Origin of the sequence: Pseudomonas sp. 37 R 15 (genome assembly GCF_900004865.1) — a bacterium.
Taxonomy (GTDB): domain Bacteria; phylum Pseudomonadota; class Gammaproteobacteria; order Pseudomonadales; family Pseudomonadaceae; genus Aquipseudomonas; species Aquipseudomonas fluorescens_AM.
In genome coordinates, this window is sequence record NZ_CVTV01000049.1 from 82,929 (window position 1) to 106,672 (window position 23,744).

General features: G+C 60.1%; 31 protein-coding genes and 1 riboswitch. Of the genes, 19 read left to right on the forward strand and 12 right to left on the reverse strand.

Going from position 1 to position 23,744, the window contains the following annotated elements:
• Nucleotides 1–22: 22 nt before the first annotated feature.
• From lptB to BFQ04_RS15805, 5 genes are read right to left on the reverse strand one after another with little or no spacing between them, the layout of a single operon-like run.
• Nucleotides 23–748 carry an LPS export ABC transporter ATP-binding protein gene (gene lptB, locus BFQ04_RS15785; RefSeq protein ID WP_003171806.1) on the reverse strand — a complete coding sequence of 242 codons (726 nt, stop codon included), beginning with the start codon at nucleotides 746–748 and terminating at the stop codon, nucleotides 23–25.
• Nucleotides 748–1,281, reverse strand: coding sequence for a lipopolysaccharide transport periplasmic protein LptA (gene lptA, locus BFQ04_RS15790; protein WP_057701587.1), 534 nt, complete (start codon nucleotides 1,279–1,281; stop codon nucleotides 748–750). Before lptA ends, lptB begins: the two co-directional genes overlap by 1 nt.
• Nucleotides 1,268–1,840: an LPS export ABC transporter periplasmic protein LptC gene (gene lptC / locus BFQ04_RS15795; RefSeq protein ID WP_065885790.1), complete on the reverse strand. Its 573-nt coding sequence runs from the start codon at nucleotides 1,838–1,840 to the stop codon at nucleotides 1,268–1,270. Before lptC ends, lptA begins: the two co-directional genes overlap by 14 nt.
• An 8-nt stretch (nucleotides 1,841–1,848) precedes the next feature.
• A complete protein-coding gene (locus tag BFQ04_RS15800; RefSeq protein WP_005784847.1) occupies nucleotides 1,849–2,373 on the reverse strand; it encodes a KdsC family phosphatase in 525 nt (174 codons plus the stop codon).
• Nucleotides 2,374–3,348, reverse strand: a complete 975-nt coding sequence (locus BFQ04_RS15805) for a KpsF/GutQ family sugar-phosphate isomerase (protein WP_065951619.1) — start codon at nucleotides 3,346–3,348, stop codon at nucleotides 2,374–2,376.
• Between the two features lie 310 nt (nucleotides 3,349–3,658).
• Between BFQ04_RS15805 and BFQ04_RS15810 the strand changes: the two genes are divergently transcribed.
• The 10 genes from BFQ04_RS15810 to hisC all read left to right on the forward strand — a co-directional run bounded on the left by BFQ04_RS15810 (nucleotide 3,659) and on the right by hisC (nucleotide 11,688).
• Nucleotides 3,659–4,468 (forward strand): ATP-binding cassette domain-containing protein, encoded by an 810-nt coding sequence (locus BFQ04_RS15810; RefSeq protein WP_057724577.1) that lies wholly within the window; start codon nucleotides 3,659–3,661, stop codon nucleotides 4,466–4,468.
• Complete coding sequence (gene mlaE, locus BFQ04_RS15815) at nucleotides 4,468–5,265, forward strand: lipid asymmetry maintenance ABC transporter permease subunit MlaE (protein WP_057724578.1); 798 nt, start codon at nucleotides 4,468–4,470, stop codon at nucleotides 5,263–5,265. The genes BFQ04_RS15810 and mlaE overlap by 1 nt, the downstream gene beginning before the upstream one ends.
• The gene (mlaD, locus tag BFQ04_RS15820) at nucleotides 5,265–5,732 is read left to right on the forward strand and encodes an outer membrane lipid asymmetry maintenance protein MlaD (protein ID WP_065885792.1); all 468 of its coding nucleotides are present in this window, start codon (nucleotides 5,265–5,267) and stop codon (nucleotides 5,730–5,732) included. Before mlaE ends, mlaD begins: the two co-directional genes overlap by 1 nt.
• 11 nt (nucleotides 5,733–5,743) lie before the next feature.
• Nucleotides 5,744–6,391: an MlaC/ttg2D family ABC transporter substrate-binding protein gene (locus tag BFQ04_RS15825; protein ID WP_065885793.1), complete on the forward strand. Its 648-nt coding sequence runs from the start codon at nucleotides 5,744–5,746 to the stop codon at nucleotides 6,389–6,391.
• Entirely contained in the window at nucleotides 6,388–6,693 is a 306-nt protein-coding gene (locus tag BFQ04_RS15830; RefSeq protein ID WP_065951620.1) for an STAS domain-containing protein, read from the forward strand. The genes BFQ04_RS15825 and BFQ04_RS15830 overlap by 4 nt, the downstream gene beginning before the upstream one ends.
• A gap of 114 nt (nucleotides 6,694–6,807) precedes the next feature.
• Complete coding sequence (locus BFQ04_RS15835) at nucleotides 6,808–7,047, forward strand: BolA family protein (protein WP_003188597.1); 240 nt, start codon at nucleotides 6,808–6,810, stop codon at nucleotides 7,045–7,047.
• A 23-nt stretch (nucleotides 7,048–7,070) separates the two neighbouring features.
• Nucleotides 7,071–8,336, forward strand: a complete 1,266-nt coding sequence (murA, locus tag BFQ04_RS15840; protein WP_065951621.1) for a UDP-N-acetylglucosamine 1-carboxyvinyltransferase — start codon at nucleotides 7,071–7,073, stop codon at nucleotides 8,334–8,336.
• 213 nt (nucleotides 8,337–8,549) lie between these two features.
• Complete coding sequence (gene hisG, locus BFQ04_RS15845) at nucleotides 8,550–9,185, forward strand: ATP phosphoribosyltransferase (RefSeq protein ID WP_003188599.1); 636 nt, start codon at nucleotides 8,550–8,552, stop codon at nucleotides 9,183–9,185.
• A gap of 127 nt (nucleotides 9,186–9,312) precedes the next feature.
• Nucleotides 9,313–10,632, forward strand: coding sequence for a histidinol dehydrogenase (gene hisD / locus BFQ04_RS15850; RefSeq protein WP_065951622.1), 1,320 nt, complete (start codon nucleotides 9,313–9,315; stop codon nucleotides 10,630–10,632).
• 3 nt (nucleotides 10,633–10,635) lie between these two features.
• Nucleotides 10,636–11,688, forward strand: a complete 1,053-nt coding sequence (hisC, locus tag BFQ04_RS15855) for a histidinol-phosphate transaminase (protein ID WP_065951623.1) — start codon at nucleotides 10,636–10,638, stop codon at nucleotides 11,686–11,688.
• 126 nt (nucleotides 11,689–11,814) lie between these two features.
• On the opposite strand, the gene BFQ04_RS15860 is transcribed toward hisC, so the two are convergent.
• Both BFQ04_RS15860 and upp read right to left on the reverse strand, forming a co-directional pair.
• Complete coding sequence (locus tag BFQ04_RS15860) at nucleotides 11,815–13,089, reverse strand: uracil-xanthine permease family protein (protein WP_065885798.1); 1,275 nt, start codon at nucleotides 13,087–13,089, stop codon at nucleotides 11,815–11,817.
• A 2-nt stretch (nucleotides 13,090–13,091) separates the two neighbouring features.
• Nucleotides 13,092–13,730: a uracil phosphoribosyltransferase gene (upp, locus tag BFQ04_RS15865; protein WP_003188608.1), complete on the reverse strand. Its 639-nt coding sequence runs from the start codon at nucleotides 13,728–13,730 to the stop codon at nucleotides 13,092–13,094.
• A gap of 163 nt (nucleotides 13,731–13,893) precedes the next feature.
• Here upp and BFQ04_RS15870 point away from each other — a divergent pair, with 163 nt between their 5' ends.
• The 3 genes from BFQ04_RS15870 to BFQ04_RS15880 all read left to right on the forward strand — a co-directional run bounded on the left by BFQ04_RS15870 (nucleotide 13,894) and on the right by BFQ04_RS15880 (nucleotide 15,317).
• Nucleotides 13,894–14,451, forward strand: coding sequence for a hypoxanthine-guanine phosphoribosyltransferase (locus BFQ04_RS15870; RefSeq protein WP_065885799.1), 558 nt, complete (start codon nucleotides 13,894–13,896; stop codon nucleotides 14,449–14,451).
• A 3-nt stretch (nucleotides 14,452–14,454) separates the two neighbouring features.
• Nucleotides 14,455–14,922: a WbuC family cupin fold metalloprotein gene (locus BFQ04_RS15875; RefSeq protein WP_065951624.1), complete on the forward strand. Its 468-nt coding sequence runs from the start codon at nucleotides 14,455–14,457 to the stop codon at nucleotides 14,920–14,922.
• A gap of 107 nt (nucleotides 14,923–15,029) precedes the next feature.
• Nucleotides 15,030–15,317, forward strand: coding sequence for a PA4642 family protein (locus tag BFQ04_RS15880; RefSeq protein ID WP_065951625.1), 288 nt, complete (start codon nucleotides 15,030–15,032; stop codon nucleotides 15,315–15,317).
• A 102-nt stretch (nucleotides 15,318–15,419) separates the two neighbouring features.
• Here the strand turns inward: BFQ04_RS15880 and mqo are convergent, their stop codons facing one another.
• Nucleotides 15,420–16,958: a malate dehydrogenase (quinone) gene (mqo, locus tag BFQ04_RS15885; RefSeq protein WP_065951626.1), complete on the reverse strand. Its 1,539-nt coding sequence runs from the start codon at nucleotides 16,956–16,958 to the stop codon at nucleotides 15,420–15,422.
• A gap of 702 nt (nucleotides 16,959–17,660) precedes the next feature.
• Nucleotides 17,661–17,894 (reverse strand): hypothetical protein, encoded by a 234-nt coding sequence (locus BFQ04_RS15890; protein WP_065951627.1) that lies wholly within the window; start codon nucleotides 17,892–17,894, stop codon nucleotides 17,661–17,663.
• Between the two features lie 182 nt (nucleotides 17,895–18,076).
• Here BFQ04_RS15890 and BFQ04_RS15895 point away from each other — a divergent pair, with 182 nt between their 5' ends.
• Nucleotides 18,077–18,661, forward strand: coding sequence for a YajG family lipoprotein (locus BFQ04_RS15895; protein ID WP_057724591.1), 585 nt, complete (start codon nucleotides 18,077–18,079; stop codon nucleotides 18,659–18,661).
• A 57-nt stretch (nucleotides 18,662–18,718) separates the two neighbouring features.
• Here BFQ04_RS15895 and BFQ04_RS15900 read toward each other — a convergent pair whose 3' ends face one another.
• A complete protein-coding gene (locus BFQ04_RS15900) occupies nucleotides 18,719–18,928 on the reverse strand; it encodes a hypothetical protein (RefSeq protein ID WP_065951628.1) in 210 nt (69 codons plus the stop codon).
• A 183-nt stretch (nucleotides 18,929–19,111) separates the two neighbouring features.
• Between BFQ04_RS15900 and BFQ04_RS15905 the strand changes: the two genes are divergently transcribed.
• The gene (locus BFQ04_RS15905; protein WP_065951629.1) at nucleotides 19,112–19,360 is read left to right on the forward strand and encodes a hypothetical protein; all 249 of its coding nucleotides are present in this window, start codon (nucleotides 19,112–19,114) and stop codon (nucleotides 19,358–19,360) included.
• Nucleotides 19,361–19,480: 120 nt separating this feature from the next.
• On the opposite strand, the gene BFQ04_RS15910 is transcribed toward BFQ04_RS15905, so the two are convergent.
• Nucleotides 19,481–20,644: a 1-acyl-sn-glycerol-3-phosphate acyltransferase gene (locus tag BFQ04_RS15910; protein ID WP_175413287.1), complete on the reverse strand. Its 1,164-nt coding sequence runs from the start codon at nucleotides 20,642–20,644 to the stop codon at nucleotides 19,481–19,483.
• 132 nt (nucleotides 20,645–20,776) lie between these two features.
• Here BFQ04_RS15910 and BFQ04_RS15915 point away from each other — a divergent pair, with 132 nt between their 5' ends.
• The 4 genes from BFQ04_RS15915 (at nucleotide 20,777) to BFQ04_RS15930 (ending at nucleotide 22,830) form a co-directional block, all read left to right on the forward strand.
• Nucleotides 20,777–20,959, forward strand: coding sequence for a CPXCG motif-containing cysteine-rich protein (locus BFQ04_RS15915; protein WP_065951631.1), 183 nt, complete (start codon nucleotides 20,777–20,779; stop codon nucleotides 20,957–20,959).
• 11 nt (nucleotides 20,960–20,970) lie between these two features.
• Nucleotides 20,971–21,231 carry a putative signal transducing protein gene (locus tag BFQ04_RS15920; protein ID WP_065951632.1) on the forward strand — a complete coding sequence of 87 codons (261 nt, stop codon included), beginning with the start codon at nucleotides 20,971–20,973 and terminating at the stop codon, nucleotides 21,229–21,231.
• A gap of 37 nt (nucleotides 21,232–21,268) precedes the next feature.
• Nucleotides 21,269–21,889, forward strand: a complete 621-nt coding sequence (locus BFQ04_RS15925) for an SOS response-associated peptidase (protein ID WP_065951633.1) — start codon at nucleotides 21,269–21,271, stop codon at nucleotides 21,887–21,889.
• A gap of 122 nt (nucleotides 21,890–22,011) precedes the next feature.
• Nucleotides 22,012–22,830: a M48 family metallopeptidase gene (locus BFQ04_RS15930; RefSeq protein ID WP_057724598.1), complete on the forward strand. Its 819-nt coding sequence runs from the start codon at nucleotides 22,012–22,014 to the stop codon at nucleotides 22,828–22,830.
• 88 nt (nucleotides 22,831–22,918) lie between these two features.
• On the opposite strand, the gene BFQ04_RS15935 is transcribed toward BFQ04_RS15930, so the two are convergent.
• Complete coding sequence (locus BFQ04_RS15935) at nucleotides 22,919–23,503, reverse strand: TMEM165/GDT1 family protein (RefSeq protein WP_016974259.1); 585 nt, start codon at nucleotides 23,501–23,503, stop codon at nucleotides 22,919–22,921.
• Nucleotides 23,504–23,592: 89 nt separating this feature from the next.
• A riboswitch (yybP-ykoY riboswitch) is annotated at nucleotides 23,593–23,712 on the reverse strand.
• Nucleotides 23,713–23,744 lie beyond the last annotated feature (32 nt).

Genomic DNA, 23,744 nt, shown 5'->3' on the forward strand with positions numbered 1-23,744 from the left:
CAATGGCCCGATATCACCGTGTCTACAGGCGGAACTCGTGACCCAGATAAACTTCTTTCACCAGTTCGTTGGCCAGGATCGTCGCGGAATCACCTTCGGCGATCAGTTGCCCATCGTTGACGATGTAAGCGGTTTCGCAGATATCCAGGGTTTCACGCACGTTGTGGTCGGTGATCAACACACCAATGCCCTTGGCCTTCAGGTGATGGATGATCTGCTTGATATCGCCCACCGAGATCGGATCGACACCGGCAAACGGTTCGTCCAACAGGATGAATTTCGGCGCGGTGGCCAGGGCGCGGGCGATCTCCACACGACGACGCTCACCACCGGACAGGCTCATGCCGAGGTTGTCGCGAATGTGGTTGATGTGGAATTCCTGCAGCAGGCTTTCCAGCTCCTTGCGGCGGCCGTCGCGGTCGAGTTCCTTGCGGGTCTCGAGGATCGCCATGATGTTGTCGGCTACCGACAGTTTGCGGAAGATCGACGCCTCCTGCGGAAGATAGCCGATACCTGCGCGCGCACGGCCGTGCATGGGCTGGTGGCTGACGTCCAGGTCGTCGATCAATACGCGTCCCTGGTCCGCCTGGACCAGCCCGACGATCATATAGAAGCAGGTGGTCTTGCCGGCGCCGTTGGGGCCGAGCAAGCCGACGATCTGGCCGCTGTCGATAGACAGGCTCACATCGCGTACCACCTGGCGGCTTTTATAGGCCTTGGCCAGATGCTGGGCTTTCAGGGTTGCCATTACTCGGCCTTCTTCTTCGGCTGGATGACCATGTCGATACGTGGGCGCGGCGCGGTGACCTTGTTGCCGTTGGCGCGACCGGCCTGGGCGACCTGGGTCTTGGTGTTGTAGACGATTTTCTCGCCTTCGGTAGAGTTACCGTCGGCGCTGAGTACCTTGGCCTGGTCAATCAATACGATGCGATTTTGCTGGGCATGGTATTGAATGGTCTTGCCATAGCCTTTCATCGGGCCTGGGTCTTCTGCCTTTTGCTTCTGTTCGAAGTAAGCCAGGTTGCCCACCGAGGTCACGACATCGATATCGCCGGCCTGGGTGCGGGTCAGGGTCACCGTGTTGCCGGTGATCTTCATCGAGCCCTGGGTGATGATGACGCCACCGGTGTAGGTCGCGACGCCTTGTTTGTCATCCAGCTGCGCATCGTCAGCCGAGATGTGGATCGGTTGCTGGCTATCGTTCGGCAGAGCCCAGGCGCTCACGCTTCCCAGTGCTGCGCCCAGACCGAGCAAAATAGGGAGGGTTTTAACGAGCCTCATACTGTCCTCTTACGTTCGATAGCAGGTGTATCCTGCTTTCTTTCAAATACGCTTTCATTCCCTTGCCAGTCGATACACCGCCAGCGCCGTCGATTCTAACGTCTTGCTCGGTCTGCGCATATTGCTGTTGTGGGAATACCGTCATGCGACTGCTGGTAATGATGGTGTCACGCTTCTGCGCGTCTGTACGTGCGACGCGCACCGAGTCGATCAGTTCGATCTGGGTGCCGTCCGGATTGACCTCGCCACGCAGGCTGGTGACATGCCACGGCAGTTCGGTGCCACGGTAGAGGTTCAGGTCCGGATTGGTCAGCAGGCTGACTTCCGAGGCCTTCAAGCGCTCGACCTTGTCGGAGGCCAGCACGTACTGCACCTTGCCATCGGGCAGGAACTGCACGGTGTGGGTGTTGGTGGCGAAGTTATCGATGATGCTTTCATCAACCTGCACGACAGGTTTGTCGAGAAAGCGCTCCGGGCTGATATTCCAGTAGCCCACCGCGAGGAACAGCGCGGCGATGACCCCGAATAACAGGAAGTTGCGAATCTTTTTGCTCAGCATATAAGGCTCTATAGGTAGGCGGCGTGGGCCGCTTCAAGACTGCCCTGGGCACGCAGGATCAATTCGCAGAACTCGCGGGCGGCACCCTCGCCGCCACGGGCCGTGGTAATGCCATGGGCATGTTCACGCACAAACGCTGCGGCATTGGCGACGGCCATGCCCAGGCCTACACGGCGGATCACCGGCAGGTCGGGCAGGTCGTCACCCAGATAGGCGACCTGTTCATAGCTTAGGTTGAGTTGGCCAAGAAGCTCGTCCAGCACCACCAGTTTATCCTCGCGGCCCTGATACAGGTGAGCAATCCCCAGGTTTTGTGCGCGGCGTTCCACAACGGGTGTCTTTCGACCACTGATAATCGCGGTCTGCACGCCTGCGGCCATCAACATCTTGATGCCCTGGCCGTCGAGCGTATTGAATGTCTTGAATTCGCTGCCGTCTTCGAGGAAATACAGGCGGCCGTCGGTCAGCACGCCGTCAACGTCGAAAATCGCCAGCTTGATGTTTTTACCGCGTTGCAACAGATCGCTGGTCATTTACATCACTCCTGCGCGCAGCAAGTCGCCAAGGTTAAGGGCTCCGATCGGACGATCATCGTTATCGACGACGATCAACGCACCGATCCGATGGTCTTCCATGATTTTCAGCGCTTCAGCCGCGAGCATTTCAGCGCGGGCGGTCTTGCCGTGAGGTGTCATCACCGCGTCGATGGTCGCGGTGTGAATATCAATGGTGCGGTCCAGGGTGCGGCGCAGATCACCGTCGGTGAATATCCCGGCCAGGCGTCCGTCGATCTCCAGGATTGCCGTCATGCCCAGGCCCTTGCGGGTCATTTCCATCAGCGCGTCCCTGAGCAGGGTACCGCGTGGAACGCTTGGAAGTTCTGCGCCCGAATGCATGACATTTTCAACTTTCAGCAGCAAGCGACGGCCGAGGGCACCGCCTGGATGGGAAAATGCGAAGTCTTCTGCGGTAAACCCACGGGCCTCCAGCAGCGCCACCGCCAGGGCATCGCCCATGACCAGTGCGGCGGTGGTGGAGGAAGTCGGTGCCAGGTTCAAGGGGCAGGCCTCGTGGGCCACGTGCACGTTGAGGTTGACGTCGGCGGCCTTGGCCAGGGTCGATTCCGGGTTGCCGGTGAGGCTGATCATCTGGATGCCCAGGCGCTTGATCAACGGCAACAGGGTCACGATTTCGTTGGTGGTGCCGGAATTGGACAGCGCCAGAATCACATCATCCTTGGTGATCATGCCCATGTCGCCGTGGCTGGCTTCGGCCGGATGCACGAAAAAAGCGGTGGTCCCGGTGCTTGCCAGGGTGGCGGCGATCTTGTTGCCGATGTGGCCGGATTTGCCCATGCCAACCACGACAACGCGGCCCTTGCTGGCCAGAATCATCTCGCAGGCGCGTACGAAATCTGCGTCGATATGGGCCAGCAAACCTTCTACGGCTTCCAGCTCGAGGCGGATGGTGCGTTGTGCGGACTGAATAAGGTCGCTGGATTGGCTCATGTCTGAAATCGTATAGCCTGACGAAAAGTCGGCGATTATAGCGGTAATGATCAATTCCCTCACGCAAGTTCGTCAGGCTTTATTCCGAAGGTCTTGCGGATTCGTCGCAATATCACAACCCGCTGCGTTTTTTTCGCTGTCCTGAATCTGAACAAGCACTGTTCCGGCCTTGGGGGCGCTGTACCAGCAGTGATATAGTTCGCGGCCAGTTCGGTCCGCCCAACCCATGGCGCAAACATTTGCGCATCCGCGGTAAACGAAAGTCGCATACATGGTGTCTGAGTGAAAGGCTGCATCCCAAGGAGATTAGATGAGTGCCGATAACGCCTACGCGGTCGAGCTGAAGGGCCTTTCCTTCAAGCGCGGTACGCGCAGCATCTTCAATAACGTCGATATTCGCATTCCTCGCGGAAAAGTCACGGGCATCATGGGGCCTTCCGGTTGCGGCAAGACCACCTTGCTGCGCCTGATGGGCATGCAATTGCGCCCCAGTGCCGGCGAAGTATGGGTCAACGGCCAGAACCTGCCGACATTGTCGCGCAGCGATCTGTTCGATGCGCGCAAGCACATGGGGGTTCTGTTCCAGAGCGGCGCGCTGTTCACCGACCTCGATGTGTTCGAAAACGTGGCGTTCCCGCTGCGGGTGCATACCCAGCTGTCCGATGAGATGATTCGTGACATTGTGCTGCTCAAACTGCAGGCCGTAGGGCTTCGCGGGGCTATCGACCTGATGCCTGACGAATTGTCCGGCGGCATGAAGCGCCGCGTCGCCCTGGCGCGCGCCATCGCACTGGACCCGCAGATCCTCATGTATGACGAGCCTTTCGTGGGCCAGGACCCGATCGCCATGGGCGTGCTGGTGCGCCTGATCCGCCTGCTCAACGACGCACTGGGCATCACCAGCATCGTGGTGTCCCACGACCTGGCCGAAACCGCGAGCATCGCCGACTACCTCTATGTCGTGGGGGATGGCCAGGTGCTGGGGCAGGGCACGCCGGAAGAACTGATGAACGCCGATAACCCGCGCATTCGCCAATTCATGACCGGCGATCCCGATGGCCCGGTGCCTTTTCACTTTCCGGCAGCGGACTACCGCGCAGATCTTCTGGGGAAGCGCTGATGCGCAAAACATCTATTATCGAGAAGGTCCGCCTTTTCGGTCGCTCGGGCATCGACATCGTCGAAGTCCTCGGGCGTTCGACTATTTTCCTGTTCCACGCCTTGCTCGGCCGCGGCGGCATCGGTGGCGGCTTCGGCTTGCTGCTCAAGCAACTGCATGCGGTTGGTGTGATGTCCCTGGTGATCATCGTGGTCTCCGGGGTGTTCATCGGCATGGTGCTGGCGCTGCAAGGCTTCAACATTCTGTCCAGCTACGGTTCCGAGCAGGCGGTAGGGCAGATGGTCGCCCTGACCCTGTTGCGTGAACTGGGGCCGGTGGTCACCGCGTTGTTGTTCGCCGGGCGTGCCGGTTCGGCGCTGACCGCCGAAATCGGCAACATGAAGTCCACCGAGCAGCTGTCCAGCCTGGAAATGATCGGCGTGGACCCGCTCAAGTACATTGTTGCCCCGCGCCTGTGGGCCGGCTTCATTTCCCTGCCGCTGCTGGCGATGATCTTCAGCGTGGTCGGGATCTGGGGCGGTTCGTGGGTGGCGGTGGACTGGTTGGGCGTCTATGACGGTTCCTACTGGGCCAACATGCAAAACAGTGTGACCTTCACGGGCGACGTGCTCAACGGCATCATAAAGAGCATCGTCTTCGCCTTTGTAGTGACCTGGATCGCCGTATTCCAAGGCTATGACTGTGAACCCACTTCAGAAGGGATCAGTCGCGCCACCACCAAGACCGTTGTGTACGCCTCGCTGGCGGTACTGGGCCTTGACTTCATTTTGACTGCCTTGATGTTTGGAGATTTCTGATGCAAAACCGCACTGTGGAAATCGGTGTCGGCCTTTTCTTGCTGGCTGGCATCCTGGCTTTACTGTTGCTGGCCCTGCGGGTCAGTGGCCTGTCGGCCAGCCCCACCGCCGACACTTATAAACTTTATGCGTACTTCGATAATATCGCCGGTTTGACGGTCAGAGCTAAAGTGACCATGGCTGGCGTAACCGTCGGCAAGGTCACGGCAATCGATCTGGATCGCGACAGCTTCACCGGGCGAGTGACGATGCAAGTGGACAAGAAGGTCGATAATCTGCCGACGGACTCCACCGCATCCATCCTCACTGCAGGTCTGCTGGGCGAGAAGTACATCGGTCTCAGCGTTGGCGGGGAAACAGCCCTGCTCAAGGATGGTTCGACAATCCACGACACACAGTCGTCGTTGGTACTTGAAGACTTGATCGGTAAATTCCTGCTCAACACCGTCAATAAAGACGCCAAATGAGGAATCTGTTCATGATCTCTACCTTGCGACGCGGCCTTCTGGTGCTGCTTGCAGCGCTGCCGTTGATGGCCAACGCAGCCGGTTCTGCCCACGAACTGGTGCAGGACACCACCAACAAAATGCTGGCTGACCTGTCGGCCAACAAGGAAAAGTACAAGCAGGACCCGAGCCTGTTCTACAACGCGCTCAACAGCATTGTCGGTCCGGTGGTGGATGCCGAAGGCATCTCTCGCAGCATCATGACCGTCAAGTATTCGCGCAAGGCCACGCCTGCGCAGATGCAGCGTTTCCAGGAAAACTTCAAGCGCGGGCTGTTCCAGTTCTATGGCAATGCCTTGCTTGAATACAACAACCAGGGCATTACCGTGGCTCCGGCCGGTGATGAGTCGGGTGACCGCACCAGCGTCAACATGAGCGTCAAGGGCAACAATGGCGCCGTGTACCCTGTGCAGTACACGCTGGAGAAGGTCAACGGCGAGTGGAAACTGCGCAACGTGATCATCAACGGCATCAATATCGGCAAACTGTTCCGTGATCAGTTCGCCGACGCGATGCAGCGCAACGGCAACAACCTGGACAAGACCATCGATGGTTGGGCCGGTGAAGTCGCCAAGGCCAAGGAAACTTCCGATAAGGAAGCCGGGAAGCCAGCGCAATGACCGAGTCGGCTGTTCGTATCGGCAACGCCGGCGAGCTGTTGCTCAGCGGCGTGCTCGATTACCGCACCGGGCCTGACCTGCGCAAGCAGGGCCAGGCTCTGATCAACGCCAGCAGCGCGCCCGCGCTGGTGGTCGATTGCTCGGCGGTGACCAAGTCCAGCAGCGTCGGTCTGTCGTTGCTGCTGTGCTTTATGCGTGATGCCGAAGCGGCAAAAAAGCCACTCAGTATCCGTGCGTTGCCTGAAGACATGCGCGAGATTGCCGAGGTTTCCGGTCTGACCGAACTGCTGGCACACCCTTAATACACATTTATCGCAAAGCCCCCCGTCAGAGTCCTGCTATGCGGGGTTCGCAGGCGCGGGGCTTTTTTGTATGATGTGCGACCCGTGCGCACTGGGCGCCGATAGAGGTTGAGCATGCAGGCCCTAGAAGTTAAGAGCTTCCTTGAAGGAAAGCTGCCGGAAACGACTGTTGAAGTTGAAGGCGAAGGCTGCAATTTCCAGCTGAACGTGATTAGCGATGAACTGGCGGCATTGAGCCCGGTCAAGCGTCAGCAGCAGATCTATGCCCATTTGAACCCATGGATCACCGATGGCAGCATCCATGCGGTCACTATGAAATTTTTCAGCCGCGCGGCCTGGGCCGAGCGCACCTGAGCCCCCAAGGCGTCGAGATTCTTATGGATAAATTGATTATTACCGGCGGTGCCCGCCTCGATGGCGAGATCCGCATTTCCGGGGCAAAAAACTCCGCCTTGCCGATCCTGGCGGCGACCCTGCTGTGCGACGGCCCTGTGACTGTGGCCAACCTGCCGCACCTGCACGACATCACCACCATGATCGAGCTGTTCGGCCGCATGGGCATCGAGCCTGTGATCGACGAGAAATTGTCCGTCGAAATCGACCCTCGCACCATCAAGACCCTGATCGCCCCGTACGAGCTGGTGAAAACCATGCGTGCGTCGATTCTGGTACTCGGCCCGATGGTCGCTCGTTTCGGTGAAGCCGAAGTGGCCCTGCCTGGCGGTTGCGCCATTGGCTCGCGTCCGGTTGACCTGCACATCCGTGGCCTGGAAGCCATGGGCGCGATCATCGACGTCGAAGGCGGCTACATCAAGGCCAAGGCGCCGGAAGGCGGCCTGCGTGGCGCGAACTTCTTCTTTGATACCGTCAGCGTGACCGGTACCGAGAACATCATGATGGCCGCTGCCCTGGCCAATGGCCGCAGCGTCCTGCAAAACGCCGCGCGCGAGCCGGAAGTGGTCGACCTGGCCAACTTCCTCAACGCCATGGGCGCGAAGGTTTCCGGCGCTGGCACCGACACCATCACTATTGACGGTGTAGAGCGTCTGCACACCGCCACCTACAAAGTCATGCCCGACCGCATCGAGACCGGCACGTACCTGGTTGCCGCTGCCGTCACCGGTGGCCGCGTGAAGGTCAAGGACACCGATCCGACCATCCTTGAAGCCGTCCTGGAAAAACTCAAGGAAGCCGGCGCTGAAATCACCACCGGTGAAGACTGGATCGAGCTGAACATGCACGGCAAGCGGCCAAAAGCCGTCAATGTGCGTACAGCCCCTTACCCGGCATTCCCGACCGACATGCAGGCGCAGTTCATTTCCTTGAACGCGATCGCTGAAGGCACCGGTGCCGTGATCGAGACCATCTTCGAAAACCGCTTCATGCATGTGTACGAACTGCACCGCATGGGCGCCAAGATCCAGGTCGAGGGCAACACCGCCATCGTCACCGGCATCGACAAGCTCAAGGGCGCGCCAGTGATGGCCACCGACCTGCGTGCCTCGGCCAGCCTGGTGATTTCGGCACTGTGCGCTGACGGCGACACCCTGATCGATCGCATCTACCACATAGACCGCGGCTACGAGTGCATCGAAGAAAAACTGCAGATGCTCGGCGCTAAAATCCGCCGCGTACCGGGCTAGTCCCCGCTGCATTGTAGGAGCGAGCTTGCTCGCGAAAAACTCATGTACACCGCGTTGACTCTGAGTGAACGCGTTATCGTTGACGTTCTTCGCGAGCAAGCTCGCTCCTACACACACTGGTTTGTTTCAAATCGAGGCTGTAACGGCCTCGATCTGTGTCTGGCGCCGTTTGCGACCGGACAGCAATAGCCTGATGAAGGACTGACATTTCCCATGTTGACCATCGCACTGTCCAAGGGCCGCATCCTTGACGACACGTTGCCGCTGCTGGCTGAAGCGGGCATCGTGCCGACCGAGAATCCGGACAAGAGCCGCAAGCTGATCATCCCCACGACCCAGGACGATGTGCGCCTGCTGATCGTGCGGGCTACCGACGTGCCGACCTATGTTGAACATGGCGCCGCCGACCTGGGTGTCGCCGGCAAGGACGTGCTGATGGAATACGGTGGCCAGGGCCTCTACGAGCCATTGGACCTGCGTATCGCGCTGTGCAAGCTGATGACCGCCGGCCGTGTCGGCGATGTCGAACCCAAGGGCCGCTTGCGAGTGGCGACCAAGTTCGTCAATGTCGCCAAACGCTACTACGCCGAACAAGGTCGTCAAGTCGATATCATCAAGCTCTACGGCTCGATGGAGCTGGCGCCGCTGATCGGCCTGGCCGACAAGATCATCGACGTGGTCGACACCGGCAACACCCTGCGTGCCAACGGTCTCGAACCCCAGGATTTCATTGCCGACATCAGTTCGCGCCTGATCGTCAACAAAGCATCGATGAAGATGCAGCACGCCCGTATCCAGGCGTTGATCGACACCCTGCGCAAGGCAGTGGAGTCTCGACACCGCGGTTGACCCACCTGCGTAGCTGAAAAGCTGCGCCCGTCTATCCGCCTCATAGCCAGAATTCTCAGGTGCCCAAGCGGAGCGAACGGTAGTTTAGGGCGCCTGAGTTTTTTGCCAATCCATTGAGGCCCTCGCTATGACCACGTCCACTGCAATTGCCCGACTCAACGCTGCCGACCCGGATTTCGCCCATCATCTGGATCATCTGCTGAGCTGGGAAAGCGTGTCCGACGACTCGGTCAACCAGCGGGTGCTCGACATCATCAAAGCCGTGCGCGAGCGCGGCGATGCGGCACTGGTGGATTTCACCCGTCAGTTTGACGGCCTGGACGTCAAGTCCATGGCTGACTTGATCCTGCCCCGTGAACGCCTGGAACTGGCGCTGACGCGTATCACCGCGCCCCAGCGTGAAGCGCTGGAAGTGGCGGCGGCGCGGGTGCGCAGCTATCACGAAAAACAGAAGCAGGATTCCTGGAGCTACACCGAGGCCGACGGCACCGTGCTGGGTCAGAAGGTCACGCCGCTGGACCGCGCCGGCCTGTATGTGCCGGGCGGCAAAGCCTCGTACCCGTCGTCGGTGTTGATGAACGCGATCCCGGCCAAAGTGGCGGGCGTGACCGAAGTGGTCATGGTGGTGCCGACCCCGCGTGGCGAACTCAACGAACTGGTATTGGCCGCCGCCTGCATCGCCGGTGTCGACCGGGTGTTCACCATCGGCGGCGCCCAGGCAGTGGCTGCCCTGGCCTATGGCACTGAAAGCGTGCCAAAGGTCGACAAGGTGGTGGGGCCGGGCAATATCTACGTCGCCACCGCCAAGCGCCATGTGTTCGGCCAGGTCGGTATCGACATGATCGCCGGGCCTTCGGAAATCCTCGTGGTGTGTGACGGCCAGACCGACCCGGACTGGATCGCCATGGACCTGTTCTCCCAGGCCGAGCACGACGAAGACGCCCAGGCGATCCTGGTCAGCCCGGACGCCGACTTCCTCGACCAGGTTGCCGCCAGCATCGACAAGCTGTTACCGACCATGGAGCGCGCCGAGATCATCGAAAAATCGATCAACGGGCGTGGCGCACTGATTCTGGTGAGCGACATGGAGCAAGCCATCGACGTGGCCAACCGTATCGCGCCGGAACACCTTGAGCTGTCCGTCGCAGACCCACAAGCCTGGCTGCCGTTGATTCGTCACGCCGGGGCGATCTTCATGGGGCGCCACACCAGTGAAGCCCTGGGCGACTACTGCGCAGGCCCGAACCACGTATTGCCGACCTCCGGCACCGCGCGCTTTTCGTCGCCGCTGGGGGTGTATGACTTCCAGAAGCGGTCGTCGATCATCTTCTGTTCGCCCCAGGGCGCGTCCGAATTGGGCAAGACCGCGTCGGTGCTGGCCCGTGGCGAGTCACTGAGCGCCCACGCGCGCAGCGCTGAATACCGCATTCTTGAAGAGGGGAAATGAGGCATGAGTAAATTCTGGAGCCCTTTCGTCAAGGATCTCGTGCCTTACGTGCCCGGCGAACAGCCGAAGCTGACCAAGCTGGTCAAGCTCAACACCAACGAAAACCCCTACGGCCCATCGCCCAAGGCACTGGCGGCGATGCAGGCCGAGTTGAACGACAACTTGCGTCTGTACCCGGACCCTAACAGCGACCTGCTCAAGCAGGCCGTAGCCAGCCATTACGGGATCGATGCGGGCAAGGTGTTCCTCGGCAACGGTTCCGACGAAGTCCTGGCGCACATCTTTCATGGCTTGTTCCAGCACGAGCTGCCGCTGCTGTTCCCGGATATCAGCTACAGCTTCTATCCGGTGTATTGCGGCCTGTATGGCATCACGTTCGACGCGGTGCCATTGGATGAGCAGTTCCAGATTCGCGCGGCCGACTATGCGCGGCCCAACGGCGGGATCATTTTCCCCAACCCGAACGCGCCGACCGGCTGCGTGCTGGCGCTGGACGCCGTGGAGCAGATCCTCAAGGCCAGCCCGGACTCGGTGGTGGTGGTCGATGAAGCCTATATCGACTTCGGCGGCGAGACGGCTATCAGCCTGGTGGACCGTTACCCCAACCTGCTGGTAACACAGACCCTGTCCAAATCGCGCTCACTGGCCGGTTTGCGGGTGGGCCTGGCCGTGGGTCACCCGGACCTCATCGAGGCGCTTGAGCGGGTCAAGAACAGCTTCAACTCTTATCCGCTGGATCGGTTGGCGATTGTAGGCGCGGCGGCGGCGTTCGAGGACCGTGAGTACTTCGAGAAGACATGCCAATGGGTGATCGACAGCCGCAACAAAGTGGTGGCACAACTGGAAGATAAAGGCTTCGAAGTGCTGCCGTCCGCCGCTAACTTTATCTTCGCTCGTCACCCACGACATGACGCTGCTGGCCTGGCGGCCAAGTTGCGTGAACAAGGCGTGATCGTGCGGCACTTCAAGCAGGAGCGGATTGCCCAGTTCCTGCGGATCAGCATCGGCACGCCGGAGCAGAACCAGGCGCTGGTTGATGGCCTGGGCGAGCTCTGACAGACGCCGCAATACAATGTGGGAGGGGGCTTGCCCCCGATGGCGGAGTGTCAGTCAACAGATGTATTGACTGCCACACTGCCATCGGGGGCAAGCCCCCTCCCACATTGGGTTCCAGGGTGTTAGTTAGAGCAGCGGCTCGTCAGGCTTCTTGTTCTTCCAGCCGTCGTTGCCCGGCAGCAGCAGGTTCAAACCAATCGCCACCACCGCACACAGGGCGATGCCCTTGAGGCCGAAATCGTCCGGGCCGGTGCCGGTGCCTACCAGTACACCGCCAATCCCGAACACCAGGGTCACCGACACAATCACCAGATTGCGCGCCTCACCCAGGTCGATCCTGTGGCGGATCAGCGTATTCATCCCCACCGCCGCAATCGAGCCGAACAGCAGGCACAGAATCCCGCCCATCACCGGCACCGGGATGCTTTGCAGCAGCGCGCCGAACTTGCCGATGAACGCCAGGCTGATTGCGAACACCGCAGCCCAGGTCATGATTTTCGGGTTGTAGTTCTTGGTCAGCATCACCGCGCCCGTCACTTCGGCGTAGGTGGTATTGGGCGGGCCGCCAAACAGGCCGGCGGCTGTCGTGGCAATCCCGTCACCCAGCAAGGTGCGGTGCAGGCCGGGCTTCTTCAGGTAGTCGCGACCGGTCACGCTGCCTACCGCAATCACGCCACCGATATGTTCGATCGCAGGGGCCAGGGCCACCGGGACGATAAACAGGATCGCCTGCCAGTTGAACTCCGGCGCGGTGAAGTGGGGCAGGGCGAACCACGGTGCGGCGGCGATCTTCGCCGTGTCGACCACGCCGAAGTAGAACGACATGGCAAAACCCACCAGCACGCCGGAGATGATCGGCACCAGGCGGAAAATGCCCTTGCCGAACACCGCCACGATCAAGGTGGTCAGCAGTGCGGGCATCGAGATCAGCATGGCCGTCTGGTAGTGGATCAACTCGGCGCCGTCGCCGGACTTGCCCATGGCCATATTGGCGGCAATCGGCGCCATGGCCAGGCCGATGGAAATGATCACCGGGCCGATCACTACCGGCGGCAGCAGTCGGTCGATGAAACCGGTGCCTTTGACCTTCACGGCAAGGCCCAGGAAGGTATAGACGAAACCCGCCGCCATCACCCCGCCCATGGTCGCCGCGAGGCCGAACTGGCCCTTGGCGAGAATGATCGGGGTGATGAACGCAAAGCTCGATGCCAGGAACACCGGCACCTGCCGTCCTGTCACCACCTGGAACAACAACGTGCCCAGGCCTGCGGTGAACAGTGCGACGTTTGGATCAAGACCTGTGATCAGCGGCATCAACACCAGCGCGCCAAATGCTACGAAGAGCATCTGTGCGCCAGACAGGATCTGGCGCCAAAGCGGGTCGTTGAATTCATCCTGCATGCTCACGCGTCCTTCTGCTTGGTGCCGAATATCTTGTCACCGGCATCGCCCAGGCCTGGGATGATGTAGCCGTGTTCATTCAGGCGTTCGTCGATGGAGGCGGTGTAGATCTGCACGTCAGGGTGCGCTTTCTCGACGGCGGCGATACCTTCGGGGGCGGCAACCAGCACCATGGCGCGGATGTCGCGGCAGCCGGCTTTTTTCAGCAGGTCGATGGTGGCGACCATGGAGCTGCCGGTGGCAAGCATCGGGTCGATGATCATGGCCAGGCGCTCGTTGATTTCCGGGACGAGTTTTTCCAGGTAGGTGTGGGCCTGCAGGGTTTCTTCATTGCGGGCCACGCCCACGGCGCTGACCTTGGCGCCCGGGATCAGGCTGAGCACGCCTTCGAGCATGCCGATACCGGCGCGCAGGATCGGCACCACGGTAATTTTCTTACCGGCGATTTTCTCCACTTGTACGGGACCGGCCCAACCGGGGATCTCGTAGGTTTCCAGGGGCAAATCCTTGGTGGCTTCGTAAGTGAGCAGCGCTCCGACTTCCTGAGCAAGCTCACGGAAATTCTTCGTGCTGATGTCGGCACGGCGCATAAGGCCGAGTTTGTGTCGGATCAGCGGGTGGCGGATCTCGCGAGTGGGCATGGGAAAGGCTCCGGCGGCGGGCAAAAAAACCGGCCTAGATTAATCTATCCGAGGGTGTTGTCCTATAGACATCAAGTACGTTAGTCCATAAAGGCTTGATTGGAGCGCACGAGAAGCGTACCTTCGCCCGCTTTTCTTGCCACAGCACCCCTTGGAGAGCGCCATGTCCGCTGATCTCGAGCATATCCGTCAAATCATGCACGAGGCTGACTGCCTGTACACCGAAGCGCAAGTCGAAGCAGCGATCGCCAAGGTTGGCGCGCACATCACCCGCGAAATGGCCGACACCAACCCAGTAGTTTTCTGCGTGATGAACGGTGGCCTGATCTTCGCCGGCAAATTGCTCACCCATCTGCAATTCCCGTTGGAAGCGTCTTACCTGCATGCCACCCGCTATCGCAACGAAACCAGTGGCGGCGATCTGTTCTGGAAGGCCAAGCCGGAAGTTTCGTTTATCGACCGTGACGTGCTGATCATTGATGACATTCTCGACGAAGGGCATACCCTGGGCGCGATCATCGACTTCTGCAAACATGCCGGCGCGCGTAAAGTGCACACCGCCGTGCTGATCGACAAAGACCACGATCGCAAGGCGCGCCCCGAGCTGAAAGCCGATTTCGTCGGGTTGCCGTGCATCGACCGCTATATCTTCGGTTATGGCATGGACTACAAGGGCTACTGGCGTAACGCCAATGGCATCTACGCCGTTAAAGGAATGTAATCGATGGCCCGTTTTCTTGATCAGACCTTATTTGCAGAGTTGGCCGAGAAAGCGGGCGACAGCCCCCGTGGCCGGCACCATCATAACTTCCACCAGATGGAAGAACCGTGTCATCGTCTCGCCGTGGCCCTGCAACCGAGTACCTACGTGCCGCCTCATCGGCACCTGAGCGCGGACAAGGCGGAAACCTTGCTGGTGCTCAAGGGCCGGCTGGGTTTGCTGATATTCAGCGAAACCGGCGAAGTCATCGCCAAGCGCGTCATGCAGGCGGGTGGTGAGTGCGCCGGCGTCGACCTGCCGCCGGGTGTATTCCATGGCCTGGCAGTGCTGGAGCCCGATACGGTGATGTTCGAATGCAAGGCCGGGCCTTATCGGCCGGTGGGTGAGGGTGAGCAGGCCGCCTGGGCGCCGCGCGAAGGCGATGCCGGCGTGGCCGACTACCAACGCTGGATGCTCGCCCAGTTCGATTGAGTCGGCTGAAATCCAAATGTGGGAGGGGGCTCTTCAACGCTTTCGAAGCCCGTGCACCACAGGTAGACTTCAAGCCCCGTGTCAATGTCTGCAGGCTGGAGTCGGTAATGCGTAAAGATAAAAAACAGGTGATCGGTGACGAGATCGGCGACGACCAGATCAAGTTGTTCCTGAACTTCGAACCGGTCGATGCGACTTCTCCGTCCCTGCATAAACTGATCAAGGCCTATCGCGGCCTGCGCATCGATGACTTCGAGCGCTTCCTGGGGTTCTTCAAGGAAGCTGGCCTGGACCTTGATGGCCAGGACGAGCATGGCCAGACCTTTGTCGACCTGATCAAGGACCAGCGCAACGCCGCCGAGTACATCGCGCTGATCGACAACGCGCGCGGCTGATTATTCCAGCCATAAAAAAACGCCCCGGCCTCATTGAGTCCGGGGCGTTTCGCTTTTAACGGTAGGAGCGAGCTTGCTCGCGAAGAACCTGAGAGCGCCGCGTTAATCCACTTGCGCTGCGTTATCGTTGACGTTTTTCGCGAGCGAGCTCGCTCCTACAGGTTCCACCAGCTCCAGGCTGATGTTGTTCTGCGTGTTGATCCTGCGATACAACTCGGCATCCGTCTCCAGCACTTTTTCGCGCGCCGGGAAGATCTCGTGCAGCTTGGTCGTCCATTCACCGGCAGCCTTCTGCGGGAAGCAGCGCTCGATCAACTCCAGCATGATCGACACCGTCACCGAAGCGCCCGGCGAAGCGCCCAGCAGCGCCGCCAGCGAACCATCTGCGGCGGCAACCAGCTCGGTGCCGAATTGCAGCACGCCGCCTTTCTTCGGGTCCTTCTTGATGATCTGCACGCGTTGGCCGGCCACTTCCAGGCGCCAGTCTTCGGCTTTCGCTTCAGGGTAGAAGCGGCGCAGGGATTCCAGGCGCTGCTCCATGGACTGGCGCACTTCGCTGACCAGGTACTTGGTCAGGTCCATGTTGTCGCGAGCCACTGCCAGCATCGGGCCGATGTTGCCGGCACGAATCGACATCGGCAGGTCCAGGAACGAGCCGTGCTTGAGGAACTTGGTGGTGAATCCGGCGTACGGTCCGAACAACAGCGACTTCTTGCCATCCACCACGCGGGTGTCCAGGTGCGGCACGGACATCGGTGGCGAACCCACGGCCGCCTGGCTATAGACCTTGGCCTGGTGCTGCTTGACCACTTCCGGGTTGTCGCAACGCAGCCACTGGCCGCTGACCGGAAAACCGCCGAAGCCTTTGCTCTCTTCGATGCCCGACGCCTGCAGCAGCGGGAGGGCCGCACCGCCGGCGCCGAGGAATACGAACTTGGCATCCACTTCGCGGCTGTTGCCGCTGTTGACGTCCTTGATACTGACGGTCCAGCCGGCGCCATTGCGCTTGAGGCCGGTGACGCGCTTGCAGTACTTGACCTGGGCATCGGGCGAACTGGTCAGGTGATTGAGCAGCTGGTTGGTCAGGGCGCCAAAGTTGACGTCAGTGCCATTCATCACGCGGGTTGCGGCGATTTTTTCATCGAGCGGGCGACCCGGCATCATCAGCGGCATCCACTCGGCCATCTCGCTGCGGTCTTCGGTGTAATGCATGTCCGAAAACGCATGGTGCTGGCTGAGGGTTTCAAAACGCTTCTTGAGGAAGGCAACGCCGTTGTCGCCCTGCACGAAACTCAAGTGCGGGACCGGGCTGATAAAGGACTTGCACGAGCCAAAGGTGCCTTTTTTGGCCAGGTACGCCCAGAACTGCTTCGACACCTCGAACTGGGTGTTGATGTGCACGGCTTTCTTGATGTCGATGGAACCATCGGCGGCCTGCGGCGTGTAGTTCAGCTCACAGAGCCCGGCGTGGCCGGTACCGGCGTTGTTCCACGGGTTGGAACTCTCCGCGGCACCCGAGTCCATCAGCTCAACGACTTCCAGCTTGAGGCCGGGGTCGAGCTCTTTGAGCAGAACGGCCAGGGTGGCACTCATGATGCCGGCCCCTACCAGAACTACGTCGACTGCTTCGTTATGCGCCATTTAACGCGTCTCCAAAATCTGCAGCACCAAATTGACGGCATGGCTGCCAGGAGTGACAGGGCGGTTCACGTGTGCCCCAGATTACCCATGGCCAGGATCGCCATGTCCGTTTCGCAATTCTTTGCAACTTCAGCGCACGCTTCCTGCCCGGCTAATGCGCCTATGAACGCATTCATGGGCGCCTGTGGCAATTCGACTTATGGTCAAAGCGTGCGATTCGTGCAACCAATCCGTAGCGGACAGGCTCAAGCTCCGGTTATTGAGGAACGCTCGGTCCTGTGTTGGGCTGTTTCAGACGCTGATGGTGCTTGTACAAACGCCAAACTATTCATTTGCTCGCCACACTCTTGTGAAGTTGTGAAAACCCGTTTTTTTCACGCTCTTTTGAAGACGTGAACCTCAAAAAAGGGCTGCCCCAGCCTGGCACCTGGCCCGCGAAACGGGCAAACAACTCAAGTGGCCGAGCGCAATGGCAGCTCTGGCAGATTCGGTAAAAGACGGGTGGTTTGCACAGGAAACAGCAAGCACGCCAGCTTCACTCGATCTGTGTGGGCGGCTCTCTGTGGGCGATTTGGAGGTTAATGCCAAGGCAATAACGATGCTGCGGGGCCCGATCAGGAGACGTCCTTATAATCGGGGGGAGATTGTAGCGAAGAACGCCAGGGAAATGGGCGTGTTTTATGACTTTTATTAGTGCGCCGGTCAGGAGGCCAACGCTTGCCGCGATTGTGCGCGTACAAATTGAGGGCTGACCCTGGCGCTGGCCGGCAGCGGACGGTGCATCCAGCCCAGATGGGTCTCCGCGACTTCGACCCAGCCTTCGCCGACGGGCGGCAAGCTGCATTGCTTGAACGCCAGGCAATGACCGTGGGCATCGAGCAGGGCAAAGTGGCGGTGGCGGCTGTGTGACAGGAACAGTGACTTGAGAAGGCGCATGGCGGTGTACCGGTTGCGTTACATGCTTGAAGGTTGTCAGTCTGGCATGACATTGGAATGACGCTTTTATGGGAAATTGTAATTTGCCGATGCCTTCAGCTGCGGTTCAGGATCGCTGGTGAGTGATGCGCGTGCACCGTTATACTGGCGACCTGTCTGCGCCCAGTCCTGGAGAAATGAGTATGTTGCAACGCCTGTTGTTCGGTTTGATCACTGTGACCAGTTTGGCTTTGGTTGGCTGCGCCAACAGCCCGCAACAACTCAGCCCGCAACCCAAAGTCACGGCGCAGCTGGCGCCGGTCGGGCATGGCCAGCCCGTGTCGGTACGTGTGGTGGATGGTCGCCCGTCACCGACCCTTGGTTCGCGTGGCGGCCTGTACCCGGAGACCGCACTGATTTCGGTGACTGGCCAGGACGTGCTGCCCAAGCTGCAGGCCCAGGCTGAAGCCGCTGTGCGCCTGCTGGGCTTCACCCCGACCAATTCGCCAGGCGCGCCGCAACTGACCGTTACCCTGGCCGAACTGAAATACCAGTCGCCCAAGGAAGGCCTGTATGTGACCGAAGCGTCCATCGGCGCAACCTTCAAGTCCGACGTCAGCGCCGGTACCCGTCGTTACAGTGGCCGCTACGCGGCGTCCCTCAACCAGCGCTTTGGCATGTCGCCGAATCAGGAAACCAACACCAAGCTGGTCAGCGACGTGCTCAGCGATGCCTTGACCCGGCTGTTCAAAGACCCAAGCATCGGCCAGTTGCTCAGTTCGCAATAAGCTGTCCAAGGAAAACCGGGCTCATCGCAGAGCCCGGTTTTTTTTTGCCTGTCGCTTTCAGGCGGCGGTATCGACGTAAAAATCCAGCATGCTCACGCCGGTGAGTAAGTCCAGCTCCGGCAAGTCGGCATGCGGGTGCCCGGCGAGGGCGCAATACACCAGCCAATGGCGGTCCTGAACATTGAACGCGAGGCCGCCGATCAGTGCTTCCTGTTCATCGCTCTGGGCGATCAGATACAGCCGGTCCTGGTTTTGTGCATGCAGCATGACGAGCTCCTCAAGCGTCGAAGGGCAACAGAGTGGCCTGTTAAGGTGACGTTCAGGTGACGCTGTAAATTACTGGATACATTAGCCGTCAACGGGGAGGGAACATTTAAGGCGCAGGGAGCCACTATCGTTCAGGTTCGTACCTGGACCGATACCCGAATACTGTCTCGCCGAGGTTTTGCGATGGCGCTGCTGATTAATGCTATTGCCCTGATGGTTGCCTGCTGCGGCGCCATACTGTTGTTTATCACTCGCCTGCTGGCGCAACGGGCGATGGCCGAACTCACCGCGCAAAGTGAGGAACGCGCGATTGACCAGCCGATGCTGTTTCTGGACACGCGCACCGAACGGGCGCATCGCCAGGCTTACCGTGTCGGGTTCGCCTGCCTGGGAGTGGCGCTGGCCATGTCCTGGCTCAGCACTCACGTCTAAGAACACTTGGGATTCAAATGTGGGAGGGGGCTTGCCCCCGATAGCGGTGGGTCAGCCGATAAATACTGAGCTGAAACACCGCAATCGGGGGCAAGCCCCCTCCCACATTTTGTTCGATGTTTACAGAGGGATCCCGGCCTTGACCCGGTATTGATTGCGCACCGGCGTCGCATACTGCACCACCAGGTATGGGCGGTGTTCGGACGGGCATTCGTTCAAGCGCCGCTGCCACTCGGCCTTCGCCTTGGCCAGCTCATCGGCCGGGAATACGTCTTGGGCCTTGGGTACATCCAGTTGCGGGTCGGCATCGTTCCATTGGGCATACGCCAGGTAGTGCACCGGGAACAGCCGATAACCGCCCAGAATCTGCCGGTCCATTTCGGCCGCCAGCAACTTGGTGTCTTCGAAGCGCTCGGTAATCGGTGGCGCGAAATTCACGTGCACCCGGCCTTTGTAGCCGGTGATGCCCAGCGCAATGCTCACGTCATCCTCGCCCGGCGCTTTGCTGTAGGTGCCGGTGGTGGCGCGGATATACAGCTCGCGGGCCTTGGCGGCGTCGCACGGATCATACTCATAGCTGATCGACACCGGCGTCAGGTTCAACGACTGGATGACTTCGGCGAACGGCTCGTCCTTACGGCTGACGTGGAACATCTTGAGGATTGCCGATTCGGTGCGATCATCCCCATCCTTGGCCCGGCCTTCGGCCTGGGCGATCCAGATCGACTGGCAGTCGTTGCGGATCGAATGGTTGATGTAGGCCGACAGCAACTGGTAGGCCGCCATCTTTTCCTTTCGCCCGGTGATCGAGCGGTGCACGATGAAGCTCTTGTTCAAGCGCATCAGGTCGCTGACAAACGGTTTTTGCAGCAGGTTGTCGCCGATGGCGATACGCGGCGTCGGCAGGCCGGCGTGGTACACGGCGTAGTTGACGAAGGCCGGGTCCATCACGATGTCGCGGTGGTTGGCCAGAAACAGGTAGGCGGTGCCGGATTTCAGTTGCTCGACGCCGGTGTAGGTCACGCCGTCAGTCGCGCGGTCGATGGTATGGTCGACGTAATACTCGACTTTATCCTGCAGCGTCGCCACGGTGGTGACGCCGGCGAACTCACGGCGCAGTTTGCGCGCGATCATCGGCTTGAGCAGCCAGCCCAGCGCGCCGGCAAAGCGCGGGAAGCGGAAGTGGGTCAGGATGTCCAGAAAGGCCTTGTCACTGAACAGCCGATCCAGCACTGCCGGGACTTCGCTGTCGTTGTAAGGTCGGATGGTATCGAATTCGCCCATCATGCTCTCTTGTTAGAAACGGCTAGGGTAAGTAAAGGAAATACCAGGGGCGGCGTGAGTAAACGGGCTCAGCCGGAAATAGCCCTGTGAATAGACCGGCGATTATACGCACAAGTCACCTAGGAGACCGCGATGCTGGAAACTGCGCTGTACGATTGTCCTTATTGTGGGGAAACGGTCGAAACGACGGTGGATTTGTCCGGCGGTGATCAGACTTATATCGAGGACTGCCAGGTGTGTTGCCGACCGATCATTTTCAACCTGCAGGTCCATGGTGAAGAGTGGATGCTCGAAACCCGCAGCGAGAATGACTGACAGGAATATCCATGCAGCGAATCTACGAACCGGAAAACCTCATGGAAGGCGAGCTGCTGCAACAGATGCTCGCCAGCGAAGGTATCAAGGCGCACCTGGTGGGCCGCCATTTGCTTGGTGGCACGGGTGAGCTGCCGATCTTCGGCTTGCTGGGACTGGAAGTCGACAATGATCAAGCCGCCTGCGCCCGCGAGCTCATCACCGCCTATAACGACGCGCAGCCCTTGCCCTTTGATGACGCCGACAGCTTGCCCGACGTATTGGTCTGTTAGGCTGTCGGTCGGTTTACCCCAAGAGTCGTGTTGCCCCATGTGTGGACGTTATGCCCTGTTTCGCTGGAATCCCGCCTTTGCTGCCTTGCCGGGTTTCCCGGCCGACCAGCAGGCCCAGTGGAATATTTCCCCCAATGATTCGGTGCTGATCCAGCGCGCCATCGACGGCCAGCTCACCCTGGCGCGCGCGCGTTGGGGCCTTACGCCACCTTGGCTCACCGACCTGTCCCGCACGCCGGCCCATGCCCGTGCCGAAACCGTGGCCGAGCAGCCGATGTTTCGCGAAGCGTTCCGCCAGCGCCGCTGCCTGCTGCCGGCCAACGGGTTTTACGAATGGCGCGGCACCCAGCGCAAACGCCCGTACTGGCTGACGCCGGGGGAAGGCTCCACGCTGTTTTTCGCGGCGATCTGGGAAGCGTATCCGGTGCAGGAGCAGGTGTGGTTGAGCACGGCGGTCATCACTCAAGCTGCGCAGGCCCAGCGCCGACCGTTGATTCTGGACGAGGCGGGGCAGGCCGCCTGGCTGGATCCCGAAACGCCGCTGCATGTGCTGCAAAGTCTGCTGGCCGCCGAACCCGCTGCTTTGCGCGAGCGGGTACTGGCCAATATGGTCAACGATCCCAAGCTCAATGGGCCGGAGTGCCTGACCCCGGCTTGAGCCTGAGCGTATCGGCCGGAACGTGAGAGGGATCCGAAATACACCCGTTAAACGTCTGATGTATCTGGCGCCGATACAAATGTGCGCCTACGATACGCGCCATGTTTCCAGGGAGTGTGTTCATGAAGAAGTCATTGGCGGTAAGCGGGTTGGTTGCAGCGATGTTGCTGGCCGGGTGTCAGTCGGTCAACACCACCAGCGGCGGTGCGGTTGGGGTTGAGCGCAAGCAGTACATGTTCAGCATGCTGTCGAGCCAGGAAGTCGACCAGATGTACGCCCAGTCTTACCAGCAGACCCTGGGCGAGGCCAGTGGCAAAGGGGTTCTGGACAAGACCAGCGCCAACGCCAAGCGCGTGCAGGCCATCGCCAATCGCCTGATCGCCCAGGCACCGACCTTCCGCCCGGATGCGGCGCAATGGAAGTGGGAAGTGAACCTGATCAAGAGCGATGAGATGAACGCCAACTGCGGGCCGGGTGGCAAGATCCTGGTGTACAGCGCATTGATCGATAACCTCAAGCTCACCGATGATGAACTCGCCGCCGTGATGGGCCATGAAATCGCCCACGCCTTGCGTGAGCACGGCCGCGAAGCCATGTCCAAGGCCTACGGTATCGAGATGGCGAAGCAGGGCGCCGGGGCAATATTCGGACTCGGCCAGGACAGCCTGGCGCTGGCCGATACCGTGGCCAACTATGGCATGACCTTGCCCAATAGCCGCAGCAATGAGAACGAAGCCGACCTGATCGGCCTTGAGCTGGCCGCCCGCGCCGGTTACAACCCGAACGCGGCCATCACGCTGTGGAACAAGATGGCCAAGGCTTCCGAAGGCGCACCGCCGGAGTTCATGAGTACTCACCCGGCTTCGGACAGCCGTATCGCCTCGTTGCAGGCGGCGATTCCGAAGGTCATGCCGCTGTACCAACAGGCCAAGAAGTCCTAGGGCTTGAGCTGCAAGTGGCAAGCTTCAAGCTGTAAGAAAAAGCAATGCTTCTTCTTGCAGCTTTTAACTTGCAGCTTGCAGCTTTTAGCTAAATCCAGCCGCTGCTCTGCATGGCCTTGTACACCGCCACCACCGCCAGTACAAAAAACGCCGTAGCCGCCAGTCGCCGAATCAGGGTCAGCGGCAGCTTCTCTGCCGCGAAATTCCCCGCCAGCACCACCGGCACGTTGGCAATCAACATGCCTAAGGTGGTACCGATAATCACCAGCCACAACTCCGGATACTGGGCCGCCAGCATCACTGTGGCGATCTGGGTCTTGTCACCGATTTCCGCGAGGAAGAACGCAATCAGCGTGGTCAGGAACGGCCCGAACTTGCGCGTGGTGCTGGCTTCGTCATCGTCGAGTTTGTCCGGCACCAGTGTCCACAGCGCCGTGGCGCAGAAGCTCGCCGCGAGAATCCAGTGCAGCACCGCGTCGGAGAAGAAACTCCCGAACCAGGCCCCCACCGCACCGGCAGCCGCGTGGTTGGCCAGGGTCGCGGCGACGATGCCGGCGATGATGGGCCAGGGCTTGCGAAAACGAGCAGCGAGAATAAGCGCGAGCAGTTGCGTCTTGTCGCCGATTTCGGCCAAGGCAACGATTGCGGTAGGTACGAGCAGTGAATCCAGCATCAGGTAGGTTTCCAGGGGCGGGTCGACACGGCTATGACACGTACAGCCTTCCCGCCCCGGGTAAGGTGTGCGTGTCATAGGTCTTGTCAAACCCCGGTCCGTCTGTGCGGACTCCTGGGTCGCATACGCCATGGTCTGCTGACCAAGTATGTTGACGTATGCCGGATGAGCGTGGCGCTCATGGGAGACTACTCCCCTAGGACGGAGCGGATTTTGCCTAGGCAAAATCCATTCGGCAAGC

Coding starts and splice junctions, on each gene's coding strand:
- lptB (WP_003171806.1), bottom strand. CDS start 748: ATGGCAACCCTGAAAGCCCAGCATCTGGCCAAGGCCTATAAAAGCCGC.
- lptA (WP_057701587.1), bottom strand. CDS start 1,281: ATGAGGCTCGTTAAAACCCTCCCTATTTTGCTCGGTCTGGGCGCAGCA.
- lptC (WP_065885790.1), bottom strand. CDS start 1,840: ATGCTGAGCAAAAAGATTCGCAACTTCCTGTTATTCGGGGTCATCGCC.
- BFQ04_RS15800 (WP_005784847.1), bottom strand. CDS start 2,373: ATGACCAGCGATCTGTTGCAACGCGGTAAAAACATCAAGCTGGCGATT.
- BFQ04_RS15805 (WP_065951619.1), bottom strand. CDS start 3,348: ATGAGCCAATCCAGCGACCTTATTCAGTCCGCACAACGCACCATCCGC.
- BFQ04_RS15810 (WP_057724577.1), top strand. CDS start 3,659: ATGAGTGCCGATAACGCCTACGCGGTCGAGCTGAAGGGCCTTTCCTTC.
- mlaE (WP_057724578.1), top strand. CDS start 4,468: ATGCGCAAAACATCTATTATCGAGAAGGTCCGCCTTTTCGGTCGCTCG.
- mlaD (WP_065885792.1), top strand. CDS start 5,265: ATGCAAAACCGCACTGTGGAAATCGGTGTCGGCCTTTTCTTGCTGGCT.
- BFQ04_RS15825 (WP_065885793.1), top strand. CDS start 5,744: ATGATCTCTACCTTGCGACGCGGCCTTCTGGTGCTGCTTGCAGCGCTG.
- BFQ04_RS15830 (WP_065951620.1), top strand. CDS start 6,388: ATGACCGAGTCGGCTGTTCGTATCGGCAACGCCGGCGAGCTGTTGCTC.
- BFQ04_RS15835 (WP_003188597.1), top strand. CDS start 6,808: ATGCAGGCCCTAGAAGTTAAGAGCTTCCTTGAAGGAAAGCTGCCGGAA.
- murA (WP_065951621.1), top strand. CDS start 7,071: ATGGATAAATTGATTATTACCGGCGGTGCCCGCCTCGATGGCGAGATC.
- hisG (WP_003188599.1), top strand. CDS start 8,550: ATGTTGACCATCGCACTGTCCAAGGGCCGCATCCTTGACGACACGTTG.
- hisD (WP_065951622.1), top strand. CDS start 9,313: ATGACCACGTCCACTGCAATTGCCCGACTCAACGCTGCCGACCCGGAT.
- hisC (WP_065951623.1), top strand. CDS start 10,636: ATGAGTAAATTCTGGAGCCCTTTCGTCAAGGATCTCGTGCCTTACGTG.
- BFQ04_RS15860 (WP_065885798.1), bottom strand. CDS start 13,089: ATGCAGGATGAATTCAACGACCCGCTTTGGCGCCAGATCCTGTCTGGC.
- upp (WP_003188608.1), bottom strand. CDS start 13,730: ATGCCCACTCGCGAGATCCGCCACCCGCTGATCCGACACAAACTCGGC.
- BFQ04_RS15870 (WP_065885799.1), top strand. CDS start 13,894: ATGTCCGCTGATCTCGAGCATATCCGTCAAATCATGCACGAGGCTGAC.
- BFQ04_RS15875 (WP_065951624.1), top strand. CDS start 14,455: ATGGCCCGTTTTCTTGATCAGACCTTATTTGCAGAGTTGGCCGAGAAA.
- BFQ04_RS15880 (WP_065951625.1), top strand. CDS start 15,030: ATGCGTAAAGATAAAAAACAGGTGATCGGTGACGAGATCGGCGACGAC.
- mqo (WP_065951626.1), bottom strand. CDS start 16,958: ATGGCGCATAACGAAGCAGTCGACGTAGTTCTGGTAGGGGCCGGCATC.
- BFQ04_RS15890 (WP_065951627.1), bottom strand. CDS start 17,894: ATGCGCCTTCTCAAGTCACTGTTCCTGTCACACAGCCGCCACCGCCAC.
- BFQ04_RS15895 (WP_057724591.1), top strand. CDS start 18,077: ATGTTGCAACGCCTGTTGTTCGGTTTGATCACTGTGACCAGTTTGGCT.
- BFQ04_RS15900 (WP_065951628.1), bottom strand. CDS start 18,928: ATGCTGCATGCACAAAACCAGGACCGGCTGTATCTGATCGCCCAGAGC.
- BFQ04_RS15905 (WP_065951629.1), top strand. CDS start 19,112: ATGGCGCTGCTGATTAATGCTATTGCCCTGATGGTTGCCTGCTGCGGC.
- BFQ04_RS15910 (WP_175413287.1), bottom strand. CDS start 20,644: ATGGGCGAATTCGATACCATCCGACCTTACAACGACAGCGAAGTCCCG.
- BFQ04_RS15915 (WP_065951631.1), top strand. CDS start 20,777: ATGCTGGAAACTGCGCTGTACGATTGTCCTTATTGTGGGGAAACGGTC.
- BFQ04_RS15920 (WP_065951632.1), top strand. CDS start 20,971: ATGCAGCGAATCTACGAACCGGAAAACCTCATGGAAGGCGAGCTGCTG.
- BFQ04_RS15925 (WP_065951633.1), top strand. CDS start 21,269: ATGTGTGGACGTTATGCCCTGTTTCGCTGGAATCCCGCCTTTGCTGCC.
- BFQ04_RS15930 (WP_057724598.1), top strand. CDS start 22,012: ATGAAGAAGTCATTGGCGGTAAGCGGGTTGGTTGCAGCGATGTTGCTG.
- BFQ04_RS15935 (WP_016974259.1), bottom strand. CDS start 23,503: ATGCTGGATTCACTGCTCGTACCTACCGCAATCGTTGCCTTGGCCGAA.